This is a genomic window from Yersinia massiliensis (assembly GCF_003048255.1).
GTDB lineage: Bacteria > Pseudomonadota > Gammaproteobacteria > Enterobacterales > Enterobacteriaceae > Yersinia > Yersinia massiliensis_A.
Genome location: NZ_CP028487.1, coordinates 1,040,217 through 1,064,630, shown reverse-complemented (window position 1 = coordinate 1,064,630; position 24,414 = coordinate 1,040,217). Strand labels below are relative to the sequence as shown.

Genomic DNA, 24,414 nt, shown 5'->3' with positions numbered 1-24,414 from the left:
CGGCTTCCGCCGGCTTTTTTTATGGGCTGCGTTTCTTATCAGGTATACATTCATCTCAGGTTTATATTCATCGGGAAAACATATGTCTGAAAATCATACCGAGCACGCTGTAGCACTGGCGCTCACCATTCCTGAGCAGCCCGCTTCACCCAGTACCTATCTTGATGGTGAGCTTAATTGCGCGAGCCTCAAGCAACGGCTTGAAGCATTTCAATTCTGGTTGGCTGAAGCATTCAATGGCGGAATCAGCGCTGAGGTCTTAATTGCAGCACGCAGTCATTACATCGACCAATTGTTGCAGCGTTTGTGGACATATTACGGCTTTGATGACGTCCCTGAAACTGCCTTAGTCGCCGTCGGTGGTTATGGGCGTGGTGAACTGCACCCTCTATCAGACATTGATGTCTTAGTCCTAAGCAAACAGCGCTTAAATGATGAGCAAGCTCAGCGAATCGGCCAGTTGATCACACTACTCTGGGATCTGAAGCTAGAAGTGGGCCATAGCGTGCGAACTTTGGAGGAGTGTTTACTGGAAGGATTGGCCGATCTCACCGTCGCCACCAACATGATTGAATCTCGTCTAATTTGTGGTGACGTGGCTCTGTTCTTACAGATGCAAAAACACATTTTTAGCGATGGTTTCTGGCCTTCGCCTCAATTTTTCCATGCCAAAGTTGCCGAGCAGCAAGAGCGACATAAGCGCTATCACGGTACGAGCTATAATCTGGAACCGGATATTAAAAGCAGCCCCGGTGGGTTAAGGGATATTCACACTCTACTCTGGGTCGCGCGCCGCCATTTTGGTGCCACATCATTAAGTGAAATGGTTGATTTCGGCTTTCTAACCAAAGCTGAGCGCAATGAGCTCATCGAAAGTTTGAGTTTTTTATGGCGTATTCGTTTTGCCTTACATCTGGTTTTGACTCGCTACGATAACCGATTGTTGTTTGACCGCCAGTTGAGCGTTGCCCAACTTCTGCAATATCAAGGCGAAGGTAATGAACCGGTCGAGCATATGATGAAAGATTTTTATCGCATGACACGCCGAGTCAGTGAACTCAACAACATGCTGTTGCAACTGTTCGATGAAGCCATACTGGCACTGGATACCACTGAAAAGCCACGTCCACTCGATGATGAGTTTCAGTTACGTGGTGACTTAATTGATCTGCGCGATGAAAACCTCTTTGTTCAGCAACCTGAAGCCATTATGCGCATGTTCTATCTGATGGTGCGCAATCAAGAAATCAAAGGGATTTACTCCACCACAGTACGCCGCTTACGCCATGCTCGTCGGCATCTAAAACAGCCTTTATGCCAGATTCCTGAAGCTCGTAAGCTGTTTATGGCTATTTTGCGCCATCCAGGTGCGGTTTCTCGCGCATTACTGCCCATGCATCGTCATAGCGTGCTGTGGGCTTATATGCCGCAATGGGGCAGCATTGTCGGCCAAATGCAGTTTGACCTTTTTCATGCTTATACCGTTGATGAACACACGATTCGGGTACTGCTTAAACTCGAAAGCTTTGCGGATGAGAAGACTCGGCCGCAGCATCCCCTGTGTGTCGAGCTTTATCCGCGCCTGCCGCAGCCTGAATTACTGTTACTCGCAGCGCTATTTCACGATATAGCCAAAGGGCGTGGCGGCGACCATTCAATACTGGGTGCTCACGATGTATTGGAATTTGCTGAGCAGCACGGACTCAACTCGCGCGAAGCGCAGCTCGTTGCTTGGCTTGTGCGCTGCCATTTATTGATGTCAGTTACGGCCCAGCGCCGTGACATTCAAGACCCCGATGTTATCCAGCAATTTTCCGCTGAGGTACAGAGCGAAACTCGCTTGCGTTATTTAGTCAGCCTGACCGTCGCTGATATCTGTGCCACTAATGAAACCTTGTGGAATAGCTGGAAGCAGAGCCTATTACGCGAACTTTATTTTGCGACAGAAAAACAGCTTCGACGTGGGATGCAAAATAGCCCTGACTTGCGTGAACGTGTTCGCCATCATCGACTACAAGCCTTGGCATTGCTACGGATGGATAATATCGATGAAGAAGCATTGCATCGTATCTGGAGCCGCTGTCGAGCCGATTACTTCCTACGCCATTCGCCTAATCAATTGGCATGGCATGCCCGTCACTTGTTGGCTCATGACTCAACCAAACCACTGGTGTTGGTGAGCCGTCAGGCTACTCGAGGTGGAACCGAAATATTCATCTGGAGCCCTGATCGTCCATCATTATTTGCCGCCGTTGTCGGTGAATTGGATCGCCGTAATCTGAGTGTCCATGACGCACAAATCTTCACTAACCGCGATGGTATGGCGATGGATACCTTCATCGTGTTAGAACCGGATGGCAGCCCACTGGCGCAAGATCGGCATCCCGTCATTAGTCACGCTTTGGAACAAGCCATGACGCAGCCAAACTATCAACATCCGCGTGTGAGAAGGCTGTCGCCGAAACTACGGCATTTCAGTGTGCCGACTGAAACTAATTTCTTGCCGACTCATAACGAGCGCCGGACTTATCTGGAGCTAATTGCACTGGATCAGCCGGGCTTGCTGGCCCGCGTGGGTGAGGTCTTTGCTGACTTAGGATTATCGTTACATAGCGCACGTATCACGACGATTGGTGAACGGGTGGAGGATTTATTTGTGCTAGCCGATAAAGATCGCCGTGCATTAAGCCCCGACACGCGCCGCGAATTGGCACAACGGTTGACAGATACCCTCAATCCAAACGATAAACTGTGATACAAATAACTTTTTAGCCATTAATTTACTTACAACCACGGCCCTAAATCATTGGCGTTGTCGCAAGCACATAAATCCAGATGAACTTTCATCGATGAGCCATTTGGGTGAATCTGAGCAGCTAATACAGCAACAGCGTCAAGTTAGAAGGGTATAAATGTTAGAAAGGGAAGAGAACAGAATGCAACAACTACAAAACGTGATTGAAACTGCCTTCGAGCGCCGCGCAGACATTACTCCGGCTAATGTAGATACCGTTACGCGCGAGGCGATTAACCATGTCATTGATCTGCTTGATACTGGCGCACTGCGTGTCGCAGAAAAAATTGAAGGTCAGTGGGTCACTCACCAATGGCTGAAGAAAGCTGTACTGCTCTCTTTCCGCATCAATGACAACCAAGTCATGGAAGGCGCTGAAACTCGTTATTACGATAAAGTCCCGATGAAATTCGCCGGTTATGATGAAGCGCGTTTCCAGCGTGAAGGCTTCCGTGTAGTGCCACCAGCAACCGTGCGTAAAGGTGCATTTATTGCCCGTAATACGGTATTGATGCCCTCTTATGTGAATATTGGCGCTTTCGTTGATGAAGGCACGATGGTTGATACTTGGGCGACGGTCGGTTCTTGCGCGCAAATTGGTAAGAACGTTCATCTTTCTGGCGGAGTGGGCATCGGTGGTGTATTGGAACCTCTGCAAGCCAACCCAACGATTATCGAAGATAACTGCTTTGTTGGTGCACGCTCCGAAGTGGTTGAGGGAGTTATCGTCGAGGAAGGTTCGGTTATCTCAATGGGCGTATTTATTGGTCAAAGCACCCGTATCTACGACCGTGAAACCGGCGAAGTCCACTATGGCCGAGTGCCCGCTGGATCTGTCGTGGTTTCGGGTAGCTTGCCATCAAAAGACGGCAGCTACAGCTTATATTGCGCTGTCATCGTGAAGAAAGTTGATGCAAAAACGCGCGGTAAAGTCGGTATCAATGAGTTATTACGCACCATTGACTAAGATTGAAGATAGCGGGAAAATCTCCCGCTATTTTTTTGCCTTGTGAGTAAATCACATATTTTGGCGAGATTTAACGTCATAATCATAAACTGTGGAATATACCCTTCAAAGAATTTGGATTGCATATCAGCAGCAAGTTTAATGAGGGATAAAACTAAAAGGTGGCGCTATGTATGACAATCTGAAAAGCTTAGGAATCACACAACCAGAAGATGTCGATCGCTATAGCCTGCGTCAGGAGGCCAATAACGACATTCTGAAGATTTACTTCCGCAAAGATAAAGGCGAGTTTTTTGCTAAGAGTGTGAAATTCAAATATCCACGCCAACGCAAAACAGTAGTGGCAGATAATGCCGGTCATGGTTACAAAGAAATCAATGAAATCAATCCTAACCTACGTTATGTCATTGATGAGTTGGACCAACTGTGCAAACGCGACCAGATTGAAGTTGATTTAAAACGTAAGATCCTTGATGACTTGCGTCATTTAGAAAGCGTTGTCGCCAATAAGATTTCTGAGATTGAATCTGATCTGGAAAAATTAACCAACGGCCGTTAATACGAACGCTTAAAATTAAGTCAGCCCGTATCGTGTTGTAATGTTATGACACAATACGGGTTTATTTACGCCACGCTCAACGATATTAATTAGGATGTGTTATTTAGCGATAAGCCGAAACTTTAGACGAAAGTGAATTCATCGCCTGTACAGCATCAATCTTATTAGGTATACCCATGGGAATACCGTAGTCCATAGTATAACGATCAGGTGTAGAATAATAAGGGACCGCATTACCTGCCATAATCGTTGAAAGCAACCCGTACCCTTGATCATGGGATTCACTCTCGCCACCATGCGATAGACCCATATTATGGCCCAGTTCATGGCGCATGACAGTCGTTCCACAGTTTATTGAACCGGTTGCTACCATATTACGGTCCCTTCCCCATGAACCTAGCCATGCCAATCCACAGCCATCTTCAGTGCCTTCGTAATAAATACCGTCGGCTTTTAAAGTATTCCGCCAGCCCTGCACTGTTGCATCTTCTCGTAACTCCTCGAGAGGATTACCCAGCGATTTCCAGTGCACCTTTGCCTCCACCTGCCGTAAACCAACAATACGATAGCGGAAATTAGCACCCGAATTTTCCAGCGCTTCATTCGTCAGAATAAAGCCTTCAGTTAAGCGCTTATGCATTGCGTCTTCGCCTAAACGATCTGCGGCTTTATCGCTGTAAAGTAATAACAAATCGATGGTGACCGTTTCACGATCCCAATGTCCTCGCTCATCCACCTTGAATGCGGCTGTCTCCCCCTTAGAGATTTTATAGTTTGAATTATCTGCCGAAACAGATATGTCTAATTCAGCTTCACTGTTAATAATAACCCGACTACCTGGTTCCTGTGCGGTAGGTAAGTATAAATTAGGCTGATAATTTCCATTAGCAGAATTAATAACAGTTCGTGGCGTCTGTAATTCAGGAATCTTGCCATCGATAATATCTTGCGCTTCATAAAAAGTATCTGGTGAGTCTATTAACTGCCATTTTCCTTTTTCAGCAAGATAGAAAAATTCATATTGTTCACCATGATGTAATTTCATCACGCTCGGATTATTAACATTGCTAGCATCAATAAACGTCACATTATCCGTTAGTGATTTTAGTATTATTTTATCGCGATCACCGGCGTTTTCTGGAAGAATCACTTTTTCCCGCCCAAGATTATCGGTAAGAGTCACCAATGTTTTTTGAGATGTCGGAGAGGGTATTTCACCATTAAGGCTATCTACCTCTGCATTTCTAATTGGTGAAGAATCAACCACCCAGAGATTATGGCTTTTCAAATACTTTAATACATACTGATCACCCGGTTCTATCGTCGTGGTACTCGCATATAAAAGCTGATTCGCTAAAATGCTTGAATTGTTGCTAGCAGTGGACCGAATAATAACGAGTGATTCATCCTTGGCAGTTGATGGGAGAGTGATTTCAGGCACCCAATCATTATTTTCCATCTTATAATAAACGATACCTTGAAGATTTTCAGAAATAAGGCTGCCGTCACTATTTGGTGTTAGATGAGTAACCCCTTGCCCTTGAATATCCCATTGTTGTATATCTTCGTGATATTCAAGAGTGTATTCACTATCTGATGTAATCTTTAATTTCGTGAATGGAAGATGCAAATCAGCATCAAAGGTTGCCGTTGATTTAATCACCACACGTGTTCCATCTACTGGCTGTAGCGGCAATATAACGTCTTTGGTCCAATTACCGTCATACAGTTCGAATACAATATCATCGTAGCCTGAAGGTAATATCCCGCTACCAAGTTGGTCTGGTGTGGTCGACAATTTATTAGAGATAGAACGTTTACTTCTCTCTTTAACCTTCTCATGAATAGTGTCACCATTTTCATCAAAAACACGAGTGTGCTCGATTGAATCTGATATCTCACCATTAATATCAGACAAACTGCCCTCGAGGGTATATTTAGGTATTTTATTGCTATCTATACTAATATTTTTAGTTAGATTAAGGATTTCATTGTTAGTATCATCGAAGAATTCGAGATTAACTGAATCGCGAATCCAACCACTCATATTACAAGACGAATAATACTTAAAAACATACTGCTCACCATGTTCAATTACCGTCTCACCACTATATAATATAGTGTCAGCAGAAACTTTTGATTTCTCACAAGCGGTGGAGCGAATAAGAATAGTATCGCCATTTCTTGCTATGGCTGGCAACGTAACCTCTGTGGCATAGTTGCAATTATTCATCGAGTAGTAGTTCATGTTTTGTGGGTTATCTGGAATAACATTACCGACACTGTTCGGTGATAAATATTGAATACTCGAAGCCTTGATATTCCACTGTTGAATATCTGCATCATACTCAAGCGTGTATTGATTCCCAGTCTTAATTTCCACTGGAGCTACTAAAGGGAGTTGTAGCACCGCATCCCAAGTGGCTGAAGTACGAATCACAACACTGCATTTATCCTCAGGATATTCAGGTAATATAATATTGTTAATCCAGTTGCCATCTGAAAGTTCAAATATAACTTCATCATAGCCTGAAGGCAGTACGTTACTGCCTAATTCATTAGGCGAGGTAAATAAAGTGTAGTCTTTCATAGTGTTGTGTCTCTTAAGTGAATAGATTGAGTCACTGCATTTGCAGCGGCAGCAACTTTACACAGAGACGATTTACACACTACTCATAAAAGAACTAATGATGAGAAGAGGAGAGATTTTGAAAGTTTTAAAGAAGTAGCCTCAGTTTTATTACTGATATTCACTATCAAACATGAGGCCCAATAATTACGTTGACTACTGAATTAAGCGCCCCCACTGTTCAACCCATGGTGCTGAAACAGTTTCTGGCTCCGAGTGCTCAATGGCATCAATTTCTAATCTTTCGCCGATTCGTGTCGCACCTTGTTCCTGTAGTAGCTCATCGAATGCACGACCTGCACCGCAAAAGTTATCGTAACTACTGTCGCCCAGCGCAATGAGGCCATAACGCAGTTCTGGTTGGAAGCCCACTTGATCGCGTACGGCGACGAAAAGCGGCGCAATACTGTCAGGAAAATCGCCCTGCCCAGTCGTTGACGTCACCACCAACACATAATGTTGCCGATAATATTGCCAAGCTTCTAACGTTCCCTCATCGAACACTTTAACTTCGTGCCCCTGCTCTTTCAGTATGCTTTCAGCCTCTTCTGCGACTAACAATGCATTACCGTAGACAGTGCCGACAAAAATCCCAATCTGAGCCATAAATGAACTACCTTACTAACGAGAAAATTATTCACTATCCTGACCGGCGGTGGTAGAAAACTCAACCCTTTCAAGATGAGGGACAATGCTAGACCAGCCAAAATGTGACATCAATCCTTGCCAGGAGTCATCCCAACGAGCAGTGAGCGACAGTGGCTCACCGGTCACCGGATGATTAAGCGATAGGTGGCTGGCATGCAGCATAAGTCTAGAACAATCAAAATGTTGTGCAATACCACGATTTTGGCGCAAATCACCGTGGGTACTATCGCCAATGATCGGATGGCGGATGTGCGCCATATGCCGCCGCAACTGATGTTTACGCCCGGTTTCTGGTTTCAGTTCCATTAAACTGAAGCGTGCTGTGTCATAACGACCAATAGCAACAGGCACTTCTACTTGCGCTAAAGGCTGATAGTGTGTGACTGAAGGCTGCGGCGCTTTCTCTGCACGAGAAAACTTATCGGCGATCTTATCCAGCTCCTCAGTCATTTCGTAATCAATCGTTCCCTCCTCCAGCACATAACCACGAACCACCGCATGGTATGTTTTCTGGATTTGGTGCTGCTCAAACTGCGAAGAAAGCGCACGAGCAATATCACTGGAAAGTGCCATCAACAGCACTCCCGATGTCGGACGATCTAATCTGTGTACGGTATAAACATGCTGACCAATCTGGTCTCGCACTGTTTGCATCACAAATACCGTTTCATGACTGTCTAACCAGCTCCGATGAACCAACCAACCAGCTGGCTTATTCACTGCAACTATATATTCATCTTGATAAATTATTTCTAGCATCAGTGACTTTCTTTATTTAACAGATCATCAAGACGCTGTAAGTGAGCCAGCAGTGACGTGCAATCAGGCCGCTCATGGCCACTCAGAGCCTCTTCAAAATAGGGGGTAATGGCGAAACGCGTAGGAAGTGGACCATTCGATTCCAGCAATGCATACATACGAGGAATCAATACCCACTGTAACCACTGTTCTGCATCCATGGTATCGATGCTAAAAGGTTCATTGCTTTCGAAGGCTTCTGCTTGTGGAGGCACTGCTTGCCAGAGATCAACCGCTCGCATAGCAAGCTCAATATCCTGAAGACTTTGAAGAACTTGATTTTTTGTATTCATGATTATGCTCTCAACCAAAAAACAGCCATTTACCAAGTCGGTTCAACGGCGGCAAAGCATACCACTGAAGCAGGCGATGCCCAAATTCACACCATAGACAACAGTTGCTGGTTAAGCAAAATGGGGATAAAAAAAGGGGTACTGTTTTACCAGTACCCCTAGATTCGTTTTATAGCTATCCAGCTAAAAATGATGCTCCCTGCTCATTCCTTGAAAACTTTTCCGTTTGGTTATCCTAACCAGCAATCCTTAGCGAAATCCTACACCATCCCGGTGCTAATCCTGAAGCTATCCTAACCCACCATCCATCCTGAACCGGCTCTCAATCTCCATCCTGGAGGTGTCCTTTGTTTCATCCTGAAACATCCCTTCACTCATCCTAAGCAGTCCCTGTTTCCTTCATCCTGAAGAGGTAACATCCGATACCGTCCTTCTCCGCCAGATCCTATCCGGCGAGTAGAAGGATCGCTTAATCGACAAAGGGTGACAAGGTACTGTAAGGATAATGATGCAGACACTTTTTATATAAAAAAATGAACGTTTATAACGAAATGATTTTATTGAAATTAAATTTAAAGCCAGAATTTCACATTTGAATAATAGAAGTGATGTCTCACAGGCCATGTGCGAGATCTCTTACACGCATTTGCATTGAAATACATGATAACCACTTATTTATTCTGGTAATACGGGGCGTAATGCATCCAGAAAATGCGTAAGCGTCGATGCCAATAGTGTGCGTTTACTACGGCCAAATTCCTCGAGCACGACGTTACCACTGACATTACAAAATGAAGCCATGGTCATTTCTGACTCAGTCGTTGCCAAAAATAGCGTTGGCGAGAGCTTCAGTCTTTTTTGCGTAACCAAATGCCCAATCAAGTTCTCCTGCAAGCGGATAAAATCGTCTTCGCTCCACACTTGCAGCAAGTTGAAACGATGATCACCAAGGTCAGCCATCATGTCGCCCGCATATTGGCAAGTGTAAAATTCATGAATATCTGGGTGAAGCTGAATCTCTAATGCACGCTCAATATTACTCAAATTGGCATCAGCAACAAAAGGTTGAGGCAACCAAATCACCTCATTGTCTTGCGTCTCTACAATGCAAGGTGAGGGTACACCGTAGAGTTCTTTACTGGCGGGAGGATGCCCAGTGTTTTGCTGCCATAAGTCGATATACCGTTGAGTAAAACTGTTCAGTGCCGTTGAAATGTTCTGGTCCATACTTAATTCTCAGTATCGCGGCAACTTGTACTACAGCAAAGGGGATAGGTTCCCCCAGAAATGCAGTTAAGCGCGGCATAAATTGGTAAACTATCACCAAAGAACTTGAGGTTGTTGGTAGACCAGCAACGTCAAGTAAGAAGGGCATAACGCTATTGTACCGATCTCTCACCATGGAAACAGTATGTCTTCATATCAAGACCACAAAGCACTCGCTGAGCTGACGCTAGGTAAACCAACCGCTTACCACGATCACTATGACGTGGCCTTATTACAGGCCGTCCCACGCAGTATGAACCGCGAACCTCTCGGCCTATATCCAGATAACCTACCCTTTCATGGTGCTGATATCTGGACACTTTACGAGCTTTCTTGGCTAAACAGTAATGGGCTACCACAAGTCGCTGTGGGTCAAATAAGTTTGAATGCGGATAGCGTCAATTTAATTGAATCGAAAAGCTTTAAGCTCTACCTCAATAGTTTTAACCAAACTATTTTTGCTGACTGGGAAAGCGTCCGAACGACTTTGCAGCGTGACTTAGCCATCTGTGCAGAGGGTGATGTCAATGTCACGCTATACCGGCTTGACGAAATAACAGATCAGCCTATTGCTAACTTTTCAGGTGAATGTCTAGACCAGCAAGATATTCGTATCGATAGCTACGAATTCAGTACAGATTATCTGCAAGGTGCTATTAGCGCTAATCACGTAGAGGAAAGCCTTGTTAGCCATCTGCTGAAATCTAATTGCCTGATAACTCATCAACCCGATTGGGGCTCGGTACAAATCAGCTATAGCGGCCCACAGATAAACCGTGAAGCCTTGTTGCGCTACCTCGTCTCTTTCCGGCATCACAATGAATTTCACGAGCAGTGTGTAGAACGTATTTTCAATGACATTATGCGGTTTTGTCAGCCCGATACCTTGTCAGTCTACGCCCGCTATACCCGCCGAGGGGGCTTGGATATCAATCCTTGGCGTTCTAATACTCACTTTGTGCCTTCGACAGGTCGTCTGGCACGGCAATAAATGCGCGCATGTGCGCAACATTTTAGTGCGGAGCACGTTAATGTTGGCAATCTGCGAGGGACAACGTTAAGGTTAATTACAGTATCTTCAGACTATCTTTAGCCAAAAAATGCAAACTTAATGCCTGAAGAACTTCCTGATATTCCTAAACAAATAGAAAATCGCACTTTGATTCACGGGCACTACCCCCCTAAGGGTGTAAAGGAGCAACTTTGATTACACATATCAGCCCACTCGGCTCAATGGATCTGTTATCACAGCTAGAAGTGGATATGCTCAAGCGCACAGCTAGCAGTGACCTGTACCGTTTATTCCGTAATTGCTCGCTGGCCGTTCTCAACTCAGGCAGCCTGACTGATAACAGTAAAGAACTTTTATCGCGCAATGAAACTTTTGATATCAATGTATTACGCCGTGAGCGCGGTGTTAAGCTTGAGTTAGTTAATCCCCCCGAACATGCCTTTGTTGATGGTAAAATCATTCGCTCATTGCAAGCAAACCTCTTTGCCGTGCTGCGCGACATCTTATTCGTGAATGGCCAAATTGTTAGTGCAGAGCAAGATCAACATCTCAATACAGAAAACTCCAGCCATTTGACCAACTTGGTTTTCTCCATTTTACGTAATGCCCGAGCCCTGCATATTGATGAAGAACCGAATATGGTGGTTTGCTGGGGAGGGCATTCAATCAATGAAAATGAATATTTGTACGGACGAAAAGTCGGTAATCAGCTTGGTTTACGTGAGTTGAATATTTGTACTGGCTGTGGCCCTGGCGCGATGGAAGCACCGATGAAAGGTGCGGCTGTCGGTCATGCACAACAACGTTACAAAAACAGTCGTTTTATCGGTATGACTGAACCTTCAATTATTGCAGCAGAGCCACCCAACCCGCTGGTTAACGAGCTGGTTATCATGCCAGACATTGAAAAACGGTTAGAAGCCTTTGTCCGTATTGCGCACGGGATCATTATCTTCCCTGGCGGTGTAGGGACTGCGGAAGAGCTACTCTATCTATTAGGTATTCTGATGAATCCAGAAAACAGTGAGCAAGTGCTGCCACTGATTTTGACGGGGCCAAAAGAAAGTGCTGATTACTTCCGCGTTGTCGATGAGTTCATCATGAATACGCTGGGTGATGGTGCACGTAAATACTACCAAATCATTATTGATGATCCAGATGAAGTGGCCCGCCAGATGAAAAAAGCGATGCCATTAGTCAAAGAAAATCGCCGTAACACGGGTGATGCTTATAGCTTTAACTGGTCGATGCGTATCGAACCTGATTTACAACACCCATTTGAGCCGACCCATGAAAACATGGCGAATCTGAACTTGTCCCATAACCAACCACCAGAAAAGCTAGCGGCTGCGCTGCGTCGGGCTTTCTCTGGAATTGTGGCGGGTAACGTTAAAGAAGCGGGGATTCAGGCGATTGAAACTTACGGGCCATTCAAATTACACGGTGACCCGCAATTGATGAAGCAAATGGATAGCCTATTGCAAGGCTTTATCGCTCAATATCGAATGAAATTACCGGGCAGCGATTACACCCCTTGCTACGAAATCTGTAGCTAATAAAGAGCGCAATCAACGGGCAGTGCTGAACTCTAGTTCTGCCCGATTTCACGCTGATATACGCCCCTATATAAGACAGGCCATGCAAATCCACCTTCTTATCATTGACGCCCTCAATTTGATTCGCCGCATTCATGCGGTTCAAGGTTCGCCATGCATCAAGGCTTGCCAACATGCATTACAACAACTCATTCAGCACAGTCATCCCACACATGCAGTCGCTGTGTTTGATGAGGATGATCGCTCTGACAGTTGGCGTCATCAATGCCTGCCAGATTACAAAGCGGGCCGCTCCCCGATGCCAGATAATCTACAACAGGAAATGCCCCTTATTCGCGAAGCTTTTAATTCATTGGGTGTTGCTTGTTGGCACTCTCCGGGTAATGAGGCTGATGATCTGGCCGCCACGTTAGCAACTAAGATTAGTGGCGCAGGGCATCAAGTCACGATCGTGTCGACTGATAAAGGCTATTGCCAGCTATTAGCACCGAATGTGCAGATTCGTGATTATTTCCAAAAACGTTGGCTGGATATGCCTTTCGTGAAACAAGAATTTGGTGTGTTACCAAATCAATTGCCCGATTACTGGGGGCTTGCGGGGATTAGTAGCAGTAAGATTCCTGGTGTTGCGGGGATTGGGGCAAAAACGGCCACATTGCTATTACAACAAGCCAGCACGCTTGAGGTGCTCTATCAGGGGCTGGACTCAGTGCCAGAGAAATGGCGTAAGAAATTACAACAGCATCAAGAAATGGCATTCATTTGCAAACAAATCGCCACCTTGAAAACGGATTTACCCTTAGAGGGCAACTTGCAGCAACTGCGTTTGCAAAAAGAGTAAGGGGCCAAAGGACAGCAAGGTTGGTGACAAAGTGCCCATTACGGAGAGGACAGGCAGATCGTAAAGACGCCGTGAAATCATCCCTGATGGCTCGAGCCGCGCCATCCTTGGCGCGGACGCTTTACTCTTCTGCCTGTCATCACCGTTACAGATCGAGTCATCGGGGTTTGCCAGCAAGCTATGAGGCAAAAAGCCCTTAACCTATATTAGCGTTCGTCGCGACGCCCCGGTACACCTGACCAGATACGGCGCACATGGACTGTGACTTCTTCACGGTCATGGTAAAGCTGCTTGGCCTGAATATGGGCATTAATACCATTTTCTTTAAGTTGCTCATCCATCATTGCTAAGTTCTCTGAAACGACCTCAAACCGTTTTTTCATCGGTAATTTAAGGTTGAAAATCGCCTCACGGCACCAACCATTTACCATCCATTTGATGATTAATTCGGTGACTTTAGCCGGTTTCTCCACCATGTCGCATACTAGCCAGTAAATATTGCTTCGCGTTGGCTCATATTTAAAACCATCAACACGATGATGCGTTACCTGCCCTGTATCCATCAGACTTTGCGCCATAGAACCATTATCAATGGCCTGAACCATCATGCTGCGTTGTACCAACTGATAAGTCCAACCGCCCGGGCAAGCACCTAAATCAACAGCATGCATACCACTAGCCAAACGCTCTTCCCACTCATCGGCTGGGATGAACATATGGAAAGCTTCTTCCAGTTTTAACGTTGAACGACTAGGCGCATCGGATGGGAATTTAAGACGTGGGATACCCATATAGAATGGCGAGTTATTATTGCTATAGGAATAACCGACATAACAACAACCTGACGCAATAAAGAACACATGCACCACTGGACGATGAGGATTTTCACGTACAGAAAGAATTTTTTGCTCACGCATAGCGCTGCGTAGCGGCACCGTGAGCTTACGACAAAATTTAAGTAGCTCTTTGCTTTCGTTGGTATCAGGGACTTCTACCCGCAACTCACCGGCTTTTTCAATAACGCCGACCAACATCCCCACGATAGGTGACACGCGATCTTCCGGTGGTAAGTCTTTCAACAATTCGCCTACCACCATCATTTGGCGGGCAAAAATTAACTCACGAAATGGCACTTCGCGGATCAAGCGATCGGCATCGTCCAACTGATAGCATTCAAACAGGACATAACCGCTGTTCTCTTTAACACGGGCGAAACCAAAAATTTCGAGCTGTGCGGCTTTGGCGGTAATTTCTGCCGCACACTCTTTCTCAAAACCTGAGCGGCAATATAAAGCAATTTTATTATTCATGGCGTTCTGCCCTTTTTCTTAGACGCAGCGCGCCAATCAACATCAAAACCCATCCTGCCAAGAAACATACTCCGCCGATTGGCGTGATATAAACCCACAGTTTCAGGTGTGATAAAGCCAGGCAGTATAAACTGCCGCTAAAGAGTAGGGTTCCCAGCGCTAACAAGGCCCCACTCCAATAAAACCAAATACTGATCTGCCGTTGCATCGCAACAGCCAATGCCAAGATGGCCAACGTATGGAAACCTTGATAATCCAGGCCCGTATGGATCCAAGCCATCTCATTCGGCCCCAATGTGGTACTCAAAACATGGGCACCAAAGGCCCCTAAAGCCACATAGACAAAACCGCTCAGTGCGGCAAATATCAGCATTAAACGACCGTTCATCGTCATTAACCTTGAATTAGATTGAGTGAGATTCAGGATACTTGGCGCTGCAAGCGTACTAATTGCAACACCACGATTGATTATTTGTCGTAGCGAAAACGCAACTTGTCCTGTTCACTGGCAGCTCTTGCCAGTATCCACTGACGAAAGGCGGCTATTTTACCCAGTTCTGCCTGACTGTCATGACAAACCAGATAAAAAGCATTTTTACTCACCAAAACATCATTAAACGGGCAGACCAAACGCCCAGCTTCTATCTCTGACTGAGCCATCACGTTATTCACTAAAGCAATCCCCTGCCCATGAACAGCAGCTTGAACCACCATGGCGCTATGACTGAAAATAGGCCCTTGTTGCACATTAATCTGCGGTACACCCAATTGACGGGTATATGCCATCCAGTCTCGGCGGGAAGTATCATGCAACAACGTGTGATTAGCCAGATCTGCCGGCACTTTTAATCCATGCTCACCCATTAATAAGCTAGGCGCGCAAACAGGCAGCAAATATTCGGCATACAAACGTTCAGTACGTAGCCCCGTCCAATTGCCCCGACCATAGAATATCGCGACATCAACGTCATCTGCGAGTTTATCCTCTTCTCGATCCACCGCTTGAATCCGGACATCAATCCCCGGATAAGCGGCATTAAATCCTGAAAGACGCGGGACTAGCCATTGGATAGCAAAACTAGGCGGCAGGCTAACCGTCAGAGCACCTTTCGCGCTGCGGGCCTGTAACTTACGGGTCGCTTCATTGATGGAAGTGAAAATTTCTTTGATGTCGAGATAATAGCTCTGACCTTCTTCAGTCAGGAGTAAAGAGCGGTTACGGCGGCGGAACAATTTTAGTCCGAGAAAATCCTCCAGGGACTTTATCTGGTGGCTAACGGCTGCTTGCGTGACAAATAATTCATCCGCCGCTTTAGTAAAACTCAGGTGGCGCGCGGCCGCATCGAAAACCCGTAAGGCGTTCAGGGGTGGTAATCGTTTAGACATGAGTTGGATACTTTTTTATAACGGCTCATCCGCAGATGAAACCCTTTGTTTACTTATTAGTTTTTATAATCCGAGGCATTATAAATTGTCCGTTGATGATGTGCCAGCAAATACCTATAGTGGCAGCACTTCCCAAGCCGGAACGAAAAGTAGGTTTAGTATCCAGGTACTGAAATGCTTTTGGCTTTGTGGTTGTGATGTTGTGTTTGCAAATGGTCTGGTGTACCAGACATAGTAGCTAAGCTACTGTTTTTTTTCACTTCCTGTACATTTACCCTGTCTGTCCATAGTGATTTTATGCAGCACCGCCATTTTCGCGGTGCTTTTTTTTGCGCTTTTTTTGGGAGTAACTTCATAGCGAGTGCTTAAATGTAAGCGCCACTTTCTGTTTAACACCAGTCAGAGCTTACATTTAAGTTGTTACTGAAGGGTTTGAAGCCTTATCCGGCCTCATTTGAAGGCACTTGTGTTGACTTAGTTAGTCTCCACCATCTCTCTTACTTCTGAACGATTAATTTGCAACTCAGTGCCATTGGCATCGGTGTAACTAATCATCCCTGTCTCGTCATCGACTTTAGGTTTACCATCAGCAACGATAGTGCGACCATCATTCGTATGCATGGCATAGTTGCTGGAACAGGCTGCTAAAGTAAAAGTGAGCATTAGGGCAGAAATAACGGCAGCTGTCTTTTTCATGGGTGACTCCTTGCAGATTAAAATGCTGAAAAACTCGTTTCCATTACCAGACAAATGGTTGTGTCCGTTACTATTCAGCATAACCCGCTCATGACATATTTCCAGCCAACCGGGCAAGAAGCGTACGAATTATGCACAAAACACGCCAAAATGAGACAGTTCCGAAGTGAACCCAAAAATGAGAAAAACGGTATGAAGGCCTTTAATTCAACGGATTTTCGTCAGGAATTTCCGGCAATTAGCGATGAGATTATCTATCTAGACAGCGCGGCAACGGCTCTAAAGCCCCAAGCGATGATTGAGGCAACACAACTTTTTTATCAGCAAGATGCCGCAACGGTGCATCGCAGCCAGCATCAATCAGCCTTATCATTGACGGTCCGCTTTGAAGAAACGCGCCAACAGGTAGCCGACTTTATTAATGCCCCAGCAGCAGAAAATATCGTTTGGACGCGAGGCACTACCGAAGCCATTAACCTCGTAGCACAAAGTTACGCCCGCCCGCGCCTACAGGCTGGGGATGAAATTATTGTCAGCGAAGCTGAACATCATGCGAATTTAATCCCTTGGTTGATGGTGGCTGAGCAAACCGGTGCTCACATCGTTAAATGGCCTATCGGCCATGACCATCTACCTGATTTACAACAATTACCGCGATTATTGAACGATAAAACGCGTATCTTAGCGCTGGGGCAAATGTCCAACGTGACGGGTGGCAGCCCAGCATTGGCGAGCGCAATAGACCTCGCTCACCAATATGGCTGTATTGTGATGGTCGATGGCGCGCAGGGGATTGTTCATCGTCCGGCAGATGTCCAAGCACTTGATATTGATTTTTATGCATTTTCCGCCCATAAATTGTATGGCCCGACAGGCATTGGGGTGCTCTACGGGAAATCTGAATTACTGGAGGAAATGCCCGCGTGGCAAGGCGGAGGGAAAATGCTCACTCATGCCTCATTCGGGGGTTTTACGGCCCATGAAGTACCATACCGCTTTGAGGCTGGTACCCCCAATATTGCAGGCGTGATTGGCTTATCGGCAGTACTGAGTTGGCTCGAACACATTGATTTGGAAGATGCTGAGTCATATAGCCAAAACCTAGCGACAATGGCGGAGAATAAGTTAGCGGAATTACCCGGTTTTCGTAGCTTCCGTTGCCAGCAATCGAGCTTATTAGCATTTACTTTCGATGGTGTTCATCATAGCGATTTAGTGACATTACTGGCAGAACAAGGCATTGCGTTACGCGCAGGCTTACACTGTGCCCAGCCACTCATGGCCGCACTTGGGCTCAATGGCAGCCTGCGGGCTTCTTTTGCACCCTATAACACAGCTAACGATGTTGAAATGTTATGCGCCGCAATCGCAAAGTCACTAGCACTCTTGCAAGATTGAGTACTACCAAATGATAATTACGATCAATATCAACAAGCAATAAAGTGGAAAAACGATGATTGCACCACACCCTTTTGGCCACGAAATTACAGCGGCTCACCTCATTGAAACATTCAGCGCTGACAAACAGTGGGAAGATCGTTATCGCCGGTTAATTTTATTGGCTAAGCAACTCCCACCATTACCGGCATCATTGAAGCAAGATGAGCTGGAATTGACTGGTTGTGAAAATCGAGTGTGGTTGGGCCATCAGCGTCAACCAGATGGCCGCTTACATTTCTATGGTGACAGTGAAGGCCGTATCGTTCGCGGGTTGCTCGCCGTCATTTTAACCGCTGTAGAAGGTAAAACACCGCAACAGGTCTTAGCTGAAGACCCATTGGAATTGTTTGATAAGCTAGGACTACGGCAGCAACTGAGTACATCGCGGGCCAGTGGTTTACAAGCACTGGCACAAGGTATAAAGACAATCGCAACCCAATATATCGAAGGGTAAATAACGTGGAGGGTGATTACGCCTGACGTGCCGCTTTCGCCATCATTTTTTTCAATGCGTGGGATACCGCCACAAAACCAAAAGTCGCGGTAACCATGGTTGCCGAACCAAAACCTGACGTACAGTCCATTTTCTTTGGCCCCTCAGCGGTACTACGAGAGGCGCACACCGAACCATCCGCCTGCGGATAAACCAAGGGTTCACTCGAGAAAACACAATCAATTCCCAGCTTACCTTTGCTATTTTTTACCACGTTGAAATCATTTTTTAGCCTTTCACGTAGCTTCGCCGCCAGCGGATCCTGAATGGTTTTTGCCAAATCGACGACTTCAATGCGCGTTGGGTCGATTTGGCCACCAGCGCCACCGGTGGTGACAACAGGGATTTTGTATCGGCGACAATAAGAAAGCAGCGCGGCTTTTGGGCGAACGCTGTCTATCGCATCAATGACATAGCTGAAACTGTTATTTAAAAGTTCTGCGACATTATCCGCAGTAATAAAATCATCAATACAAGTCACTTGGCATTCAGGGTTAATCGCCAGAATACGTTCCGCCATCACCTCGGTTTTCGCCTGACCGACATTATGCCGCAGCGCATGGATCTGCCGATTAGTATTAGTGACGCAAACATCATCCATATCAATCAACGTGATCGCACCAATCCCGGTACGAGCTAGCGCTTCTGCAGCCCATGAGCCCACACCACCGATACCAATAACACAAACATGCGCCTGCGAAAAAAGTGTCAGTGCTTGCTGTCCATAAAGGCGGGCAATCCCCCCAAAACGCTGTTGGTATGCTTCGGAAAAGGCTGTGCTCATAAACGGGTTACCTTAATAACTTAGAATTAATAAATAGCTGCAATCATATCGACAGTGTAAATGCAAAAGCGGCCAATTGGCCGCTCGATAAAGAGTGAAATCTACCGCATTAATCAGTTCACTGCCCCTGATTATTGACCAATAACGGTGTCCCATTACCTGTCAGGGCGGTTTTATCGCCACTTTGATAGGCTGTAAACAAGGGTCCGTTACTTTGAGCATTTTTCAACACCCAGACACGGCCATAGTGGTTGTAGAAACCAGCGGCTTGCCCTGCCTCATGGCCAATCCCCTGATAAATATCAAAGTGTTGACCCTTAATTGCCCCCCCAACATCTAGCGCGACCATCAAACGCATCTGATACTGGCCAGTGAATTTCCCCTGATCATCCAGCAAAGGTACTTCAGCCAACAAGGTCGTACCCGGCGGGATCAACGAACGATCGGAGGCAACAGAGGCTTTTGCGATCAAAGGAACCGCGCTGGCGCCTTTCACAGGTGCGTACATTTCCGGTTTAAAGAAGACAAAGGACGGATTTTGCTCCAGTAATTCTCTGACTTCCGCTTCGCTATGTGTTTCTGCCCAGTGGCGGATAGCTTGCATCGACATATCGGCTTTAGCGACTTCTCCACGGTCAATCAATACCTTACCGATGCTACGGTAAGCATGGCCGTTTTTACCTGCATACCCGAAGAAGGTCAGCGGCCGCCCGTCGCCATAATCAACGTAGCCACTCCCCTGCACTTCCATCATAAAGTTATCTACCAACGAATTGGTGTACGCGATAATTAAGTTACGGTTATCCAATGCACCTGCATAAATTGAAGCACGATTAGGTAAGCGCCCCTTCCCTTTCGATGGCATACGATAAAGTGGATGGCGGAATTCGCCTTGTGGCGTATAGCGAGCTTGGAGCACCGGAGTGTAATAACCGGTAAATTGCACATTACCAAAGTTATCCACGCCTTCCATCTGGTAAGCATTCAGCCCAAACAGATGTAATTTGCTGGTATCAGCGCCGGCCAACATCCAGTTCTCAACTGCATTGAATGTACTACTATTACGGCCATACAAACCCGGTGAAGATTGATTAATCACTTTCACCTGATCAGAGTAATCTTTTGCGTTGACTGGCTTACCTGTCGCATTCGGTTCATTCACTAATCCTAGTGGCTGTTCCAGATGCCCATCTTTATATTGCTGCCCACGATCTGTTGGTCGCGATTGGCAACCCGCCAGAACAGCAATCATTATTCCACTCAGTAGGTATTTGCCCCAACGACTTGTCATCTCGCGCCTTCTCTTACTTATTTTATCTACCGGCGAACGATAACAAACGCCTATGGATAAAGGAATCAGCAGGCGGAAAAAAATCCCTTGATGCCGTTGTGGGGAAAAAGGGAACAGATAGTGGATAAATTAATCGAAAAACGCTATTTACCTAAATTAAGTGGCAAAAATACTTGCAACAGATCTCATCCAGAGTATAGTGCGCTCAATCGGACGCGGGGTGGAGCAGCCTGGTAGCTCGTCGGGCTCATAACCCGAAGGTCGTCGGTTCAAATCCGGCCCCCGCAACCAACCGATACTGGCTACCAGCAGTATCAAATATCGTCCGACAGTCTTGAAACTTAAGGTTTAATAAGTAGAATAGGCGATTAGCAGTAATTGAAGTAAAAGTGTAATGACGGACGCGGGGTGGAGCAGCCTGGTAGCTCGTCGGGCTCATAACCCGAAGGTCGTCGGTTCAAATCCGGCCCCCGCAACCAATTACACAGCAAGATAGAAAAAGTATTAAGACGGACGCGGGGTGGAGCAGCCTGGTAGCTCGTCGGGCTCATAACCCGAAGGTCGTCGGTTCAAATCCGGCCCCCGCAACCAATTCTTAATGACTTAGCTATCGACATCAGACACCCTCAAGGGTGTTTTTTTGTTTCTAGTGCCTGCAACTGTCATTTATCACTGCCTTTCAATTATCAACCGCCTACTGAGTATCAACAACCTACTGGGTATCAAGACCCTATCGAGAGTCGTCGGTTGCTAGCGTCAGTAAGCGGTGGAACGACCAAACAAGGGTCATGCCCCTGCTCGATATTAATCTCCCAGCGGTTACACCCGCGCCATTGCCCCACCATTAGCGAAATAGGCTTTGATGCCAGCAAAAATAGACTCAGCAACTTGTTGCTGAAAATGACTGGTGCGAAGTTTCCGCTCTTCTTCCAGATTACTGATAAACGCCGTTTCAACCAGAATTGATGGAATATCAGGGGCTTTTAAAACCGCAAATCCTGCTTGATCGACACTGTTCTTATGCAGCTTATTTATTTTACCCATTCGATTGAGCACTTCTTTGCCAAACTTCAGGCTGTCACTGATCGTCGCCGTTTGCAGTAAATCAATCATGGTATGGTCTAAATAACGATCTCCGCTCTTGCTGACCCCGCCGATTTGGTCTGCCTCATTTTGCGTTTGGGCCAAAAATTTTGCAGCCGTACTGGTTGCGCCCTTGGTTGAAAGCGCAAATACGGAAGATCCTCTGGCAGCCTGACTGGTGAATGCATCAGCATGGATCGAAATGAATAAGTCTGCACGTTGCTTACGGGCTTTTGCTACCCGCACTTTTAGCGGGATAAAAACATCTTCATTGCGGGTCATGAACACTCGCATGTTGGGTTCTTTCTGAATCAATGCTCGTAACCGGCGAGCAATTTGCAGCACGATATCTTTCTCGCGTGTCTTATTTCGCCCAATGGCTCCTGGGTCTTCGCCACCATGACCAGGATCCAGCATGATAACAATTGGCCTATCTCGTCCTGCTTTACCGGCTTTAGGTGCCTCTGCGGGTAAATTACGTTCAACGTTCCCTTTATTATAATCTTCCAATAATGCCAGTAAGGGGTCATCTTCAACCGAGGTACTGCCCTGCTCCGGATATAAATCCACGACCAAGCGATTGCGAAATTTTGCGAAGGGTTTCAACGTAAATAACTGTGGACTGATGCTTTGCTTTAACTCTAAAACCAGCCTGACGGTATTTTTATCAAACTGCCCAACACGAGCCTGCTTGAGGTAAGGGTCACTAGACTGAACCTGATTGCTGATCTCTTTCAGGACGCTGTCAAGGTGAACGCCCTCAATATCAACCACAATGCGATCAGGATTTTTCAGCGCAAACTGTTTATATTTCAGTGGAGTACTGGATTCTAACGTCACTCGAGTATAGGTCGAAGAAGGCCAAACTCTGACAGCAATAATGTGTGAGGAAGCAGCAAATCCAACCCTGCTGACACTCAGCATCCAGGCTGCGGCGGCACCTTGTAATAGACGGCGACGCCCAGAATTATGATTTGAATCTGCCATGTAACTCCAAAGTAACTACCAATATATGAATAAAAAACAAACAAAAAAAGTTTATGAGGAAAAACTTTAACGAATCAATCCCATGCTGTCATTAGAAAAACATTTTTTTACGTTATTCAACTTACTAATACATACCCGCCATATATATGCATTTGATCGTAATTTGTTGCTTGCCATCTTGGTCAAAAAAGAATAAAAATACAAAAATATCGAATAAAAATTCAATGAGGGTCTGCCGTGAAGGAACGTAGTACTGAACTGGTCCAGGGATTTCGTCACTCAGTTCCCTATATCAATGCGCATCGTGGCAAGACCTTTGTCGTTATGTTGGGTGGTGAAGCGATTGAACATGAAAACTTCACTAGCATCGTTAACGATATCGGTTTACTGCATAGCCTTGGTATTCGGCTGGTTGTTGTTTACGGAGCACGCCCACAAATCGATAGCAATCTGGCGCAGCATCACTACGAGCCAATTTATCACAAACATACTCGAGTAACAGATGCCCGCACACTGGAAATGGTTAAGCAGGCTGCTGGTTTATTGCAGCTAGATATCACGGCCAGATTATCCATGAGTTTGAATAATACTCCGCTACAAGGTGCGCATATCAATGTGGTCAGCGGTAACTTTATTATTGCTCAGCCATTAGGTGTCGATGATGGTGTCGACTATTGCCATAGCGGGCGTATTCGGCGTATTGATGAAGAAGCCATTCATCGCCAATTGGATAACGGCGCGATCGTGTTATTAGGACCCGTTGCCGTCTCAGTCACGGGTGAGAGTTTTAATCTCACGTCAGAAGAAGTCGCGACACAGTTAGCCATCAAACTTAAAGCAGAAAAAATGATCGGGTTTTGCTCATCCCAAGGGGTGACAGATAACGAAGGCAACATTATTTCAGAGCTGTTCCCCAATGAAGCTCAAAAACGAATCGAAGATTTAGAACAAGAAGGGGACTACAACTCAGGAACAGTGCGTTTTCTACGTGGTGCGGTCAAAGCATGCCGTAGTGGTGTGCGCCGCAGCCATTTATTGAGCTATCAGGAAGATGGCGCACTGGTACAAGAGTTGTTCTCTCGTGATGGTATCGGTACACAAATTGTGATGGAAAGTGCGGAGCAAGTCCGCCGTGCGACCATTAATGATATTGGTGGAATACTGGAATTGATCCGTCCGTTGGAACAGCAAGGGATTTTGGTTCGTCGCTCACGCGAGCAGCTTGAGATGGAGATTGATAAATTCACTATTATTGAGCGAGATAATCTGACGATTGCCTGTGCTGCACTTTATCCATTCCCAGAGGAACAAATCGGTGAAATGGCCTGTGTTGCAGTCCATCCGGACTATCGCAGCTCCTCACGTGGTGAAATGCTCCTCAAGCGTGTAGCAAATCAGGCGCGCCAAATGGGCCTTAAAAAACTGTTTGTACTAACTACCCGCAGCATTCACTGGTTCCAAGAACGTGGCTTTACCCCTGCTGAGGTTGAGGTTTTACCCGTTCAGAAGCAGGAGTTATACAATTATCAGCGGCGTTCAAAGATTCTGCTGGCTGATTTGTAGATTCTGTTGGTTGATGTG

General features: G+C 46.0%; 21 protein-coding genes and 3 tRNA genes. 12 read left to right on the top strand and 12 right to left on the bottom strand.

Annotated elements, in window-relative coordinates:
• The first annotated feature begins 82 nt into the window (after positions 1-82).
• The 3 genes from glnD to DA391_RS04820 all read left to right on the top strand — a co-directional run bounded on the left by glnD (position 83) and on the right by DA391_RS04820 (position 4,320).
• Positions 83-2,755, top strand: a complete 2,673-nt coding sequence (gene glnD, locus DA391_RS04830; protein WP_050873791.1) for a bifunctional uridylyltransferase/uridylyl-removing protein GlnD — start codon at positions 83-85, stop codon at positions 2,753-2,755.
• Positions 2,756-2,936: 181 nt separating this feature from the next.
• A complete protein-coding gene (gene dapD / locus DA391_RS04825) occupies positions 2,937-3,761 on the top strand; it encodes a 2,3,4,5-tetrahydropyridine-2,6-dicarboxylate N-succinyltransferase (protein WP_049606025.1) in 825 nt (274 codons plus the stop codon).
• 169 nt (positions 3,762-3,930) lie between these two features.
• Positions 3,931-4,320, top strand: coding sequence for a DUF3461 family protein (locus DA391_RS04820; protein WP_004706707.1), 390 nt, complete (start codon positions 3,931-3,933; stop codon positions 4,318-4,320).
• 103 nt (positions 4,321-4,423) lie between these two features.
• On the opposite strand, the gene DA391_RS04815 is transcribed toward DA391_RS04820, so the two are convergent.
• From DA391_RS04815 to syd, 5 genes are all read right to left on the bottom strand, one after another.
• Positions 4,424-6,910, bottom strand: a complete 2,487-nt coding sequence (locus DA391_RS04815; RefSeq protein WP_108087417.1) for a zinc-dependent metalloprotease family protein — start codon at positions 6,908-6,910, stop codon at positions 4,424-4,426.
• Between the two features lie 195 nt (positions 6,911-7,105).
• The gene (locus DA391_RS04810; RefSeq protein WP_050286476.1) at positions 7,106-7,555 is read right to left on the bottom strand and encodes a flavodoxin; all 450 of its coding nucleotides are present in this window, start codon (positions 7,553-7,555) and stop codon (positions 7,106-7,108) included.
• A 27-nt stretch (positions 7,556-7,582) separates the two neighbouring features.
• Positions 7,583-8,356, bottom strand: coding sequence for a tRNA pseudouridine(65) synthase TruC (truC, locus tag DA391_RS04805; protein ID WP_050286475.1), 774 nt, complete (start codon positions 8,354-8,356; stop codon positions 7,583-7,585).
• Positions 8,356-8,688 (bottom strand): YqcC family protein, encoded by a 333-nt coding sequence (locus DA391_RS04800; RefSeq protein WP_050082297.1) that lies wholly within the window; start codon positions 8,686-8,688, stop codon positions 8,356-8,358. The genes truC and DA391_RS04800 overlap by 1 nt, the downstream gene beginning before the upstream one ends.
• Positions 8,689-9,363: 675 nt before the next feature.
• Positions 9,364-9,915, bottom strand: a complete 552-nt coding sequence (gene syd / locus DA391_RS04795) for a SecY-interacting protein (protein ID WP_050082296.1) — start codon at positions 9,913-9,915, stop codon at positions 9,364-9,366.
• Positions 9,916-10,099: 184 nt separating this feature from the next.
• On the opposite strand from syd, the gene queF reads away from it, so the two are divergent.
• The 3 genes from queF (at position 10,100) to xni (ending at position 13,363) form a co-directional block, all read left to right on the top strand.
• Positions 10,100-10,945: an NADPH-dependent 7-cyano-7-deazaguanine reductase QueF gene (gene queF / locus DA391_RS04790; RefSeq protein WP_050286474.1), complete on the top strand. Its 846-nt coding sequence runs from the start codon at positions 10,100-10,102 to the stop codon at positions 10,943-10,945.
• A 212-nt stretch (positions 10,946-11,157) separates the two neighbouring features.
• A complete protein-coding gene (gene ppnN, locus DA391_RS04785) occupies positions 11,158-12,522 on the top strand; it encodes a nucleotide 5'-monophosphate nucleosidase PpnN (protein ID WP_050082292.1) in 1,365 nt (454 codons plus the stop codon).
• Between the two features lie 82 nt (positions 12,523-12,604).
• Positions 12,605-13,363, top strand: a complete 759-nt coding sequence (gene xni, locus DA391_RS04780) for a flap endonuclease Xni (protein WP_050286473.1) — start codon at positions 12,605-12,607, stop codon at positions 13,361-13,363.
• A gap of 206 nt (positions 13,364-13,569) precedes the next feature.
• On the opposite strand, the gene rlmM is transcribed toward xni, so the two are convergent.
• The 4 genes from rlmM to DA391_RS04760 form a co-directional block, all read right to left on the bottom strand.
• Positions 13,570-14,673 carry a 23S rRNA (cytidine(2498)-2'-O)-methyltransferase RlmM gene (gene rlmM / locus DA391_RS04775; protein WP_050873782.1) on the bottom strand — a complete coding sequence of 368 codons (1,104 nt, stop codon included), beginning with the start codon at positions 14,671-14,673 and terminating at the stop codon, positions 13,570-13,572.
• Positions 14,666-15,061, bottom strand: coding sequence for a DUF423 domain-containing protein (locus DA391_RS04770; RefSeq protein WP_072085274.1), 396 nt, complete (start codon positions 15,059-15,061; stop codon positions 14,666-14,668). The genes rlmM and DA391_RS04770 overlap by 8 nt, the downstream gene beginning before the upstream one ends.
• 80 nt (positions 15,062-15,141) lie before the next feature.
• A complete protein-coding gene (locus DA391_RS04765) occupies positions 15,142-16,059 on the bottom strand; it encodes a transcriptional regulator GcvA (RefSeq protein ID WP_019211556.1) in 918 nt (305 codons plus the stop codon).
• Between the two features lie 474 nt (positions 16,060-16,533).
• Positions 16,534-16,755 (bottom strand): YgdI/YgdR family lipoprotein, encoded by a 222-nt coding sequence (locus DA391_RS04760; protein WP_019211557.1) that lies wholly within the window; start codon positions 16,753-16,755, stop codon positions 16,534-16,536.
• A 192-nt stretch (positions 16,756-16,947) separates the two neighbouring features.
• On the opposite strand from DA391_RS04760, the gene csdA reads away from it, so the two are divergent.
• On the top strand, positions 16,948-18,153 hold the full coding sequence (gene csdA, locus DA391_RS04755) for a cysteine desulfurase CsdA (RefSeq protein WP_050082288.1): 1,206 nt from the start codon (positions 16,948-16,950) through the stop codon (positions 18,151-18,153).
• Positions 18,154-18,208: 55 nt separating this feature from the next.
• Positions 18,209-18,649: a cysteine desulfurase sulfur acceptor subunit CsdE gene (gene csdE / locus DA391_RS04750; protein WP_050082286.1), complete on the top strand. Its 441-nt coding sequence runs from the start codon at positions 18,209-18,211 to the stop codon at positions 18,647-18,649.
• Positions 18,650-18,665: 16 nt separating this feature from the next.
• Here the strand turns inward: csdE and tcdA are convergent, their stop codons facing one another.
• Positions 18,666-19,472: a tRNA cyclic N6-threonylcarbamoyladenosine(37) synthase TcdA gene (gene tcdA, locus DA391_RS04745; RefSeq protein ID WP_050082284.1), complete on the bottom strand. Its 807-nt coding sequence runs from the start codon at positions 19,470-19,472 to the stop codon at positions 18,666-18,668.
• Positions 19,473-19,590: 118 nt separating this feature from the next.
• Positions 19,591-20,763, bottom strand: coding sequence for a murein transglycosylase A (gene mltA / locus DA391_RS04740; RefSeq protein ID WP_050082282.1), 1,173 nt, complete (start codon positions 20,761-20,763; stop codon positions 19,591-19,593).
• A gap of 214 nt (positions 20,764-20,977) precedes the next feature.
• On the opposite strand from mltA, the gene DA391_RS04735 reads away from it, so the two are divergent.
• The 3 genes from DA391_RS04735 (at position 20,978) to DA391_RS04725 (ending at position 21,354) form a co-directional block, all read left to right on the top strand.
• A tRNA-Met gene (locus tag DA391_RS04735) sits at positions 20,978-21,054 on the top strand.
• Between the two features lie 111 nt (positions 21,055-21,165).
• Positions 21,166-21,242 (top strand) — tRNA-Met (locus tag DA391_RS04730).
• Between the two features lie 35 nt (positions 21,243-21,277).
• Positions 21,278-21,354: transfer RNA gene (locus tag DA391_RS04725), tRNA-Met, on the top strand.
• A gap of 228 nt (positions 21,355-21,582) precedes the next feature.
• Here DA391_RS04725 and amiC read toward each other — a convergent pair.
• Positions 21,583-22,833 carry an N-acetylmuramoyl-L-alanine amidase AmiC gene (gene amiC, locus DA391_RS04720; protein WP_050082280.1) on the bottom strand — a complete coding sequence of 417 codons (1,251 nt, stop codon included), beginning with the start codon at positions 22,831-22,833 and terminating at the stop codon, positions 21,583-21,585.
• 237 nt (positions 22,834-23,070) lie between these two features.
• Here amiC and argA point away from each other — a divergent pair, with 237 nt between their 5' ends.
• Positions 23,071-24,396 carry an amino-acid N-acetyltransferase gene (argA, locus tag DA391_RS04715; RefSeq protein WP_050082279.1) on the top strand — a complete coding sequence of 442 codons (1,326 nt, stop codon included), beginning with the start codon at positions 23,071-23,073 and terminating at the stop codon, positions 24,394-24,396.
• The last annotated feature ends 18 nt before the right edge of the window (positions 24,397-24,414 follow it).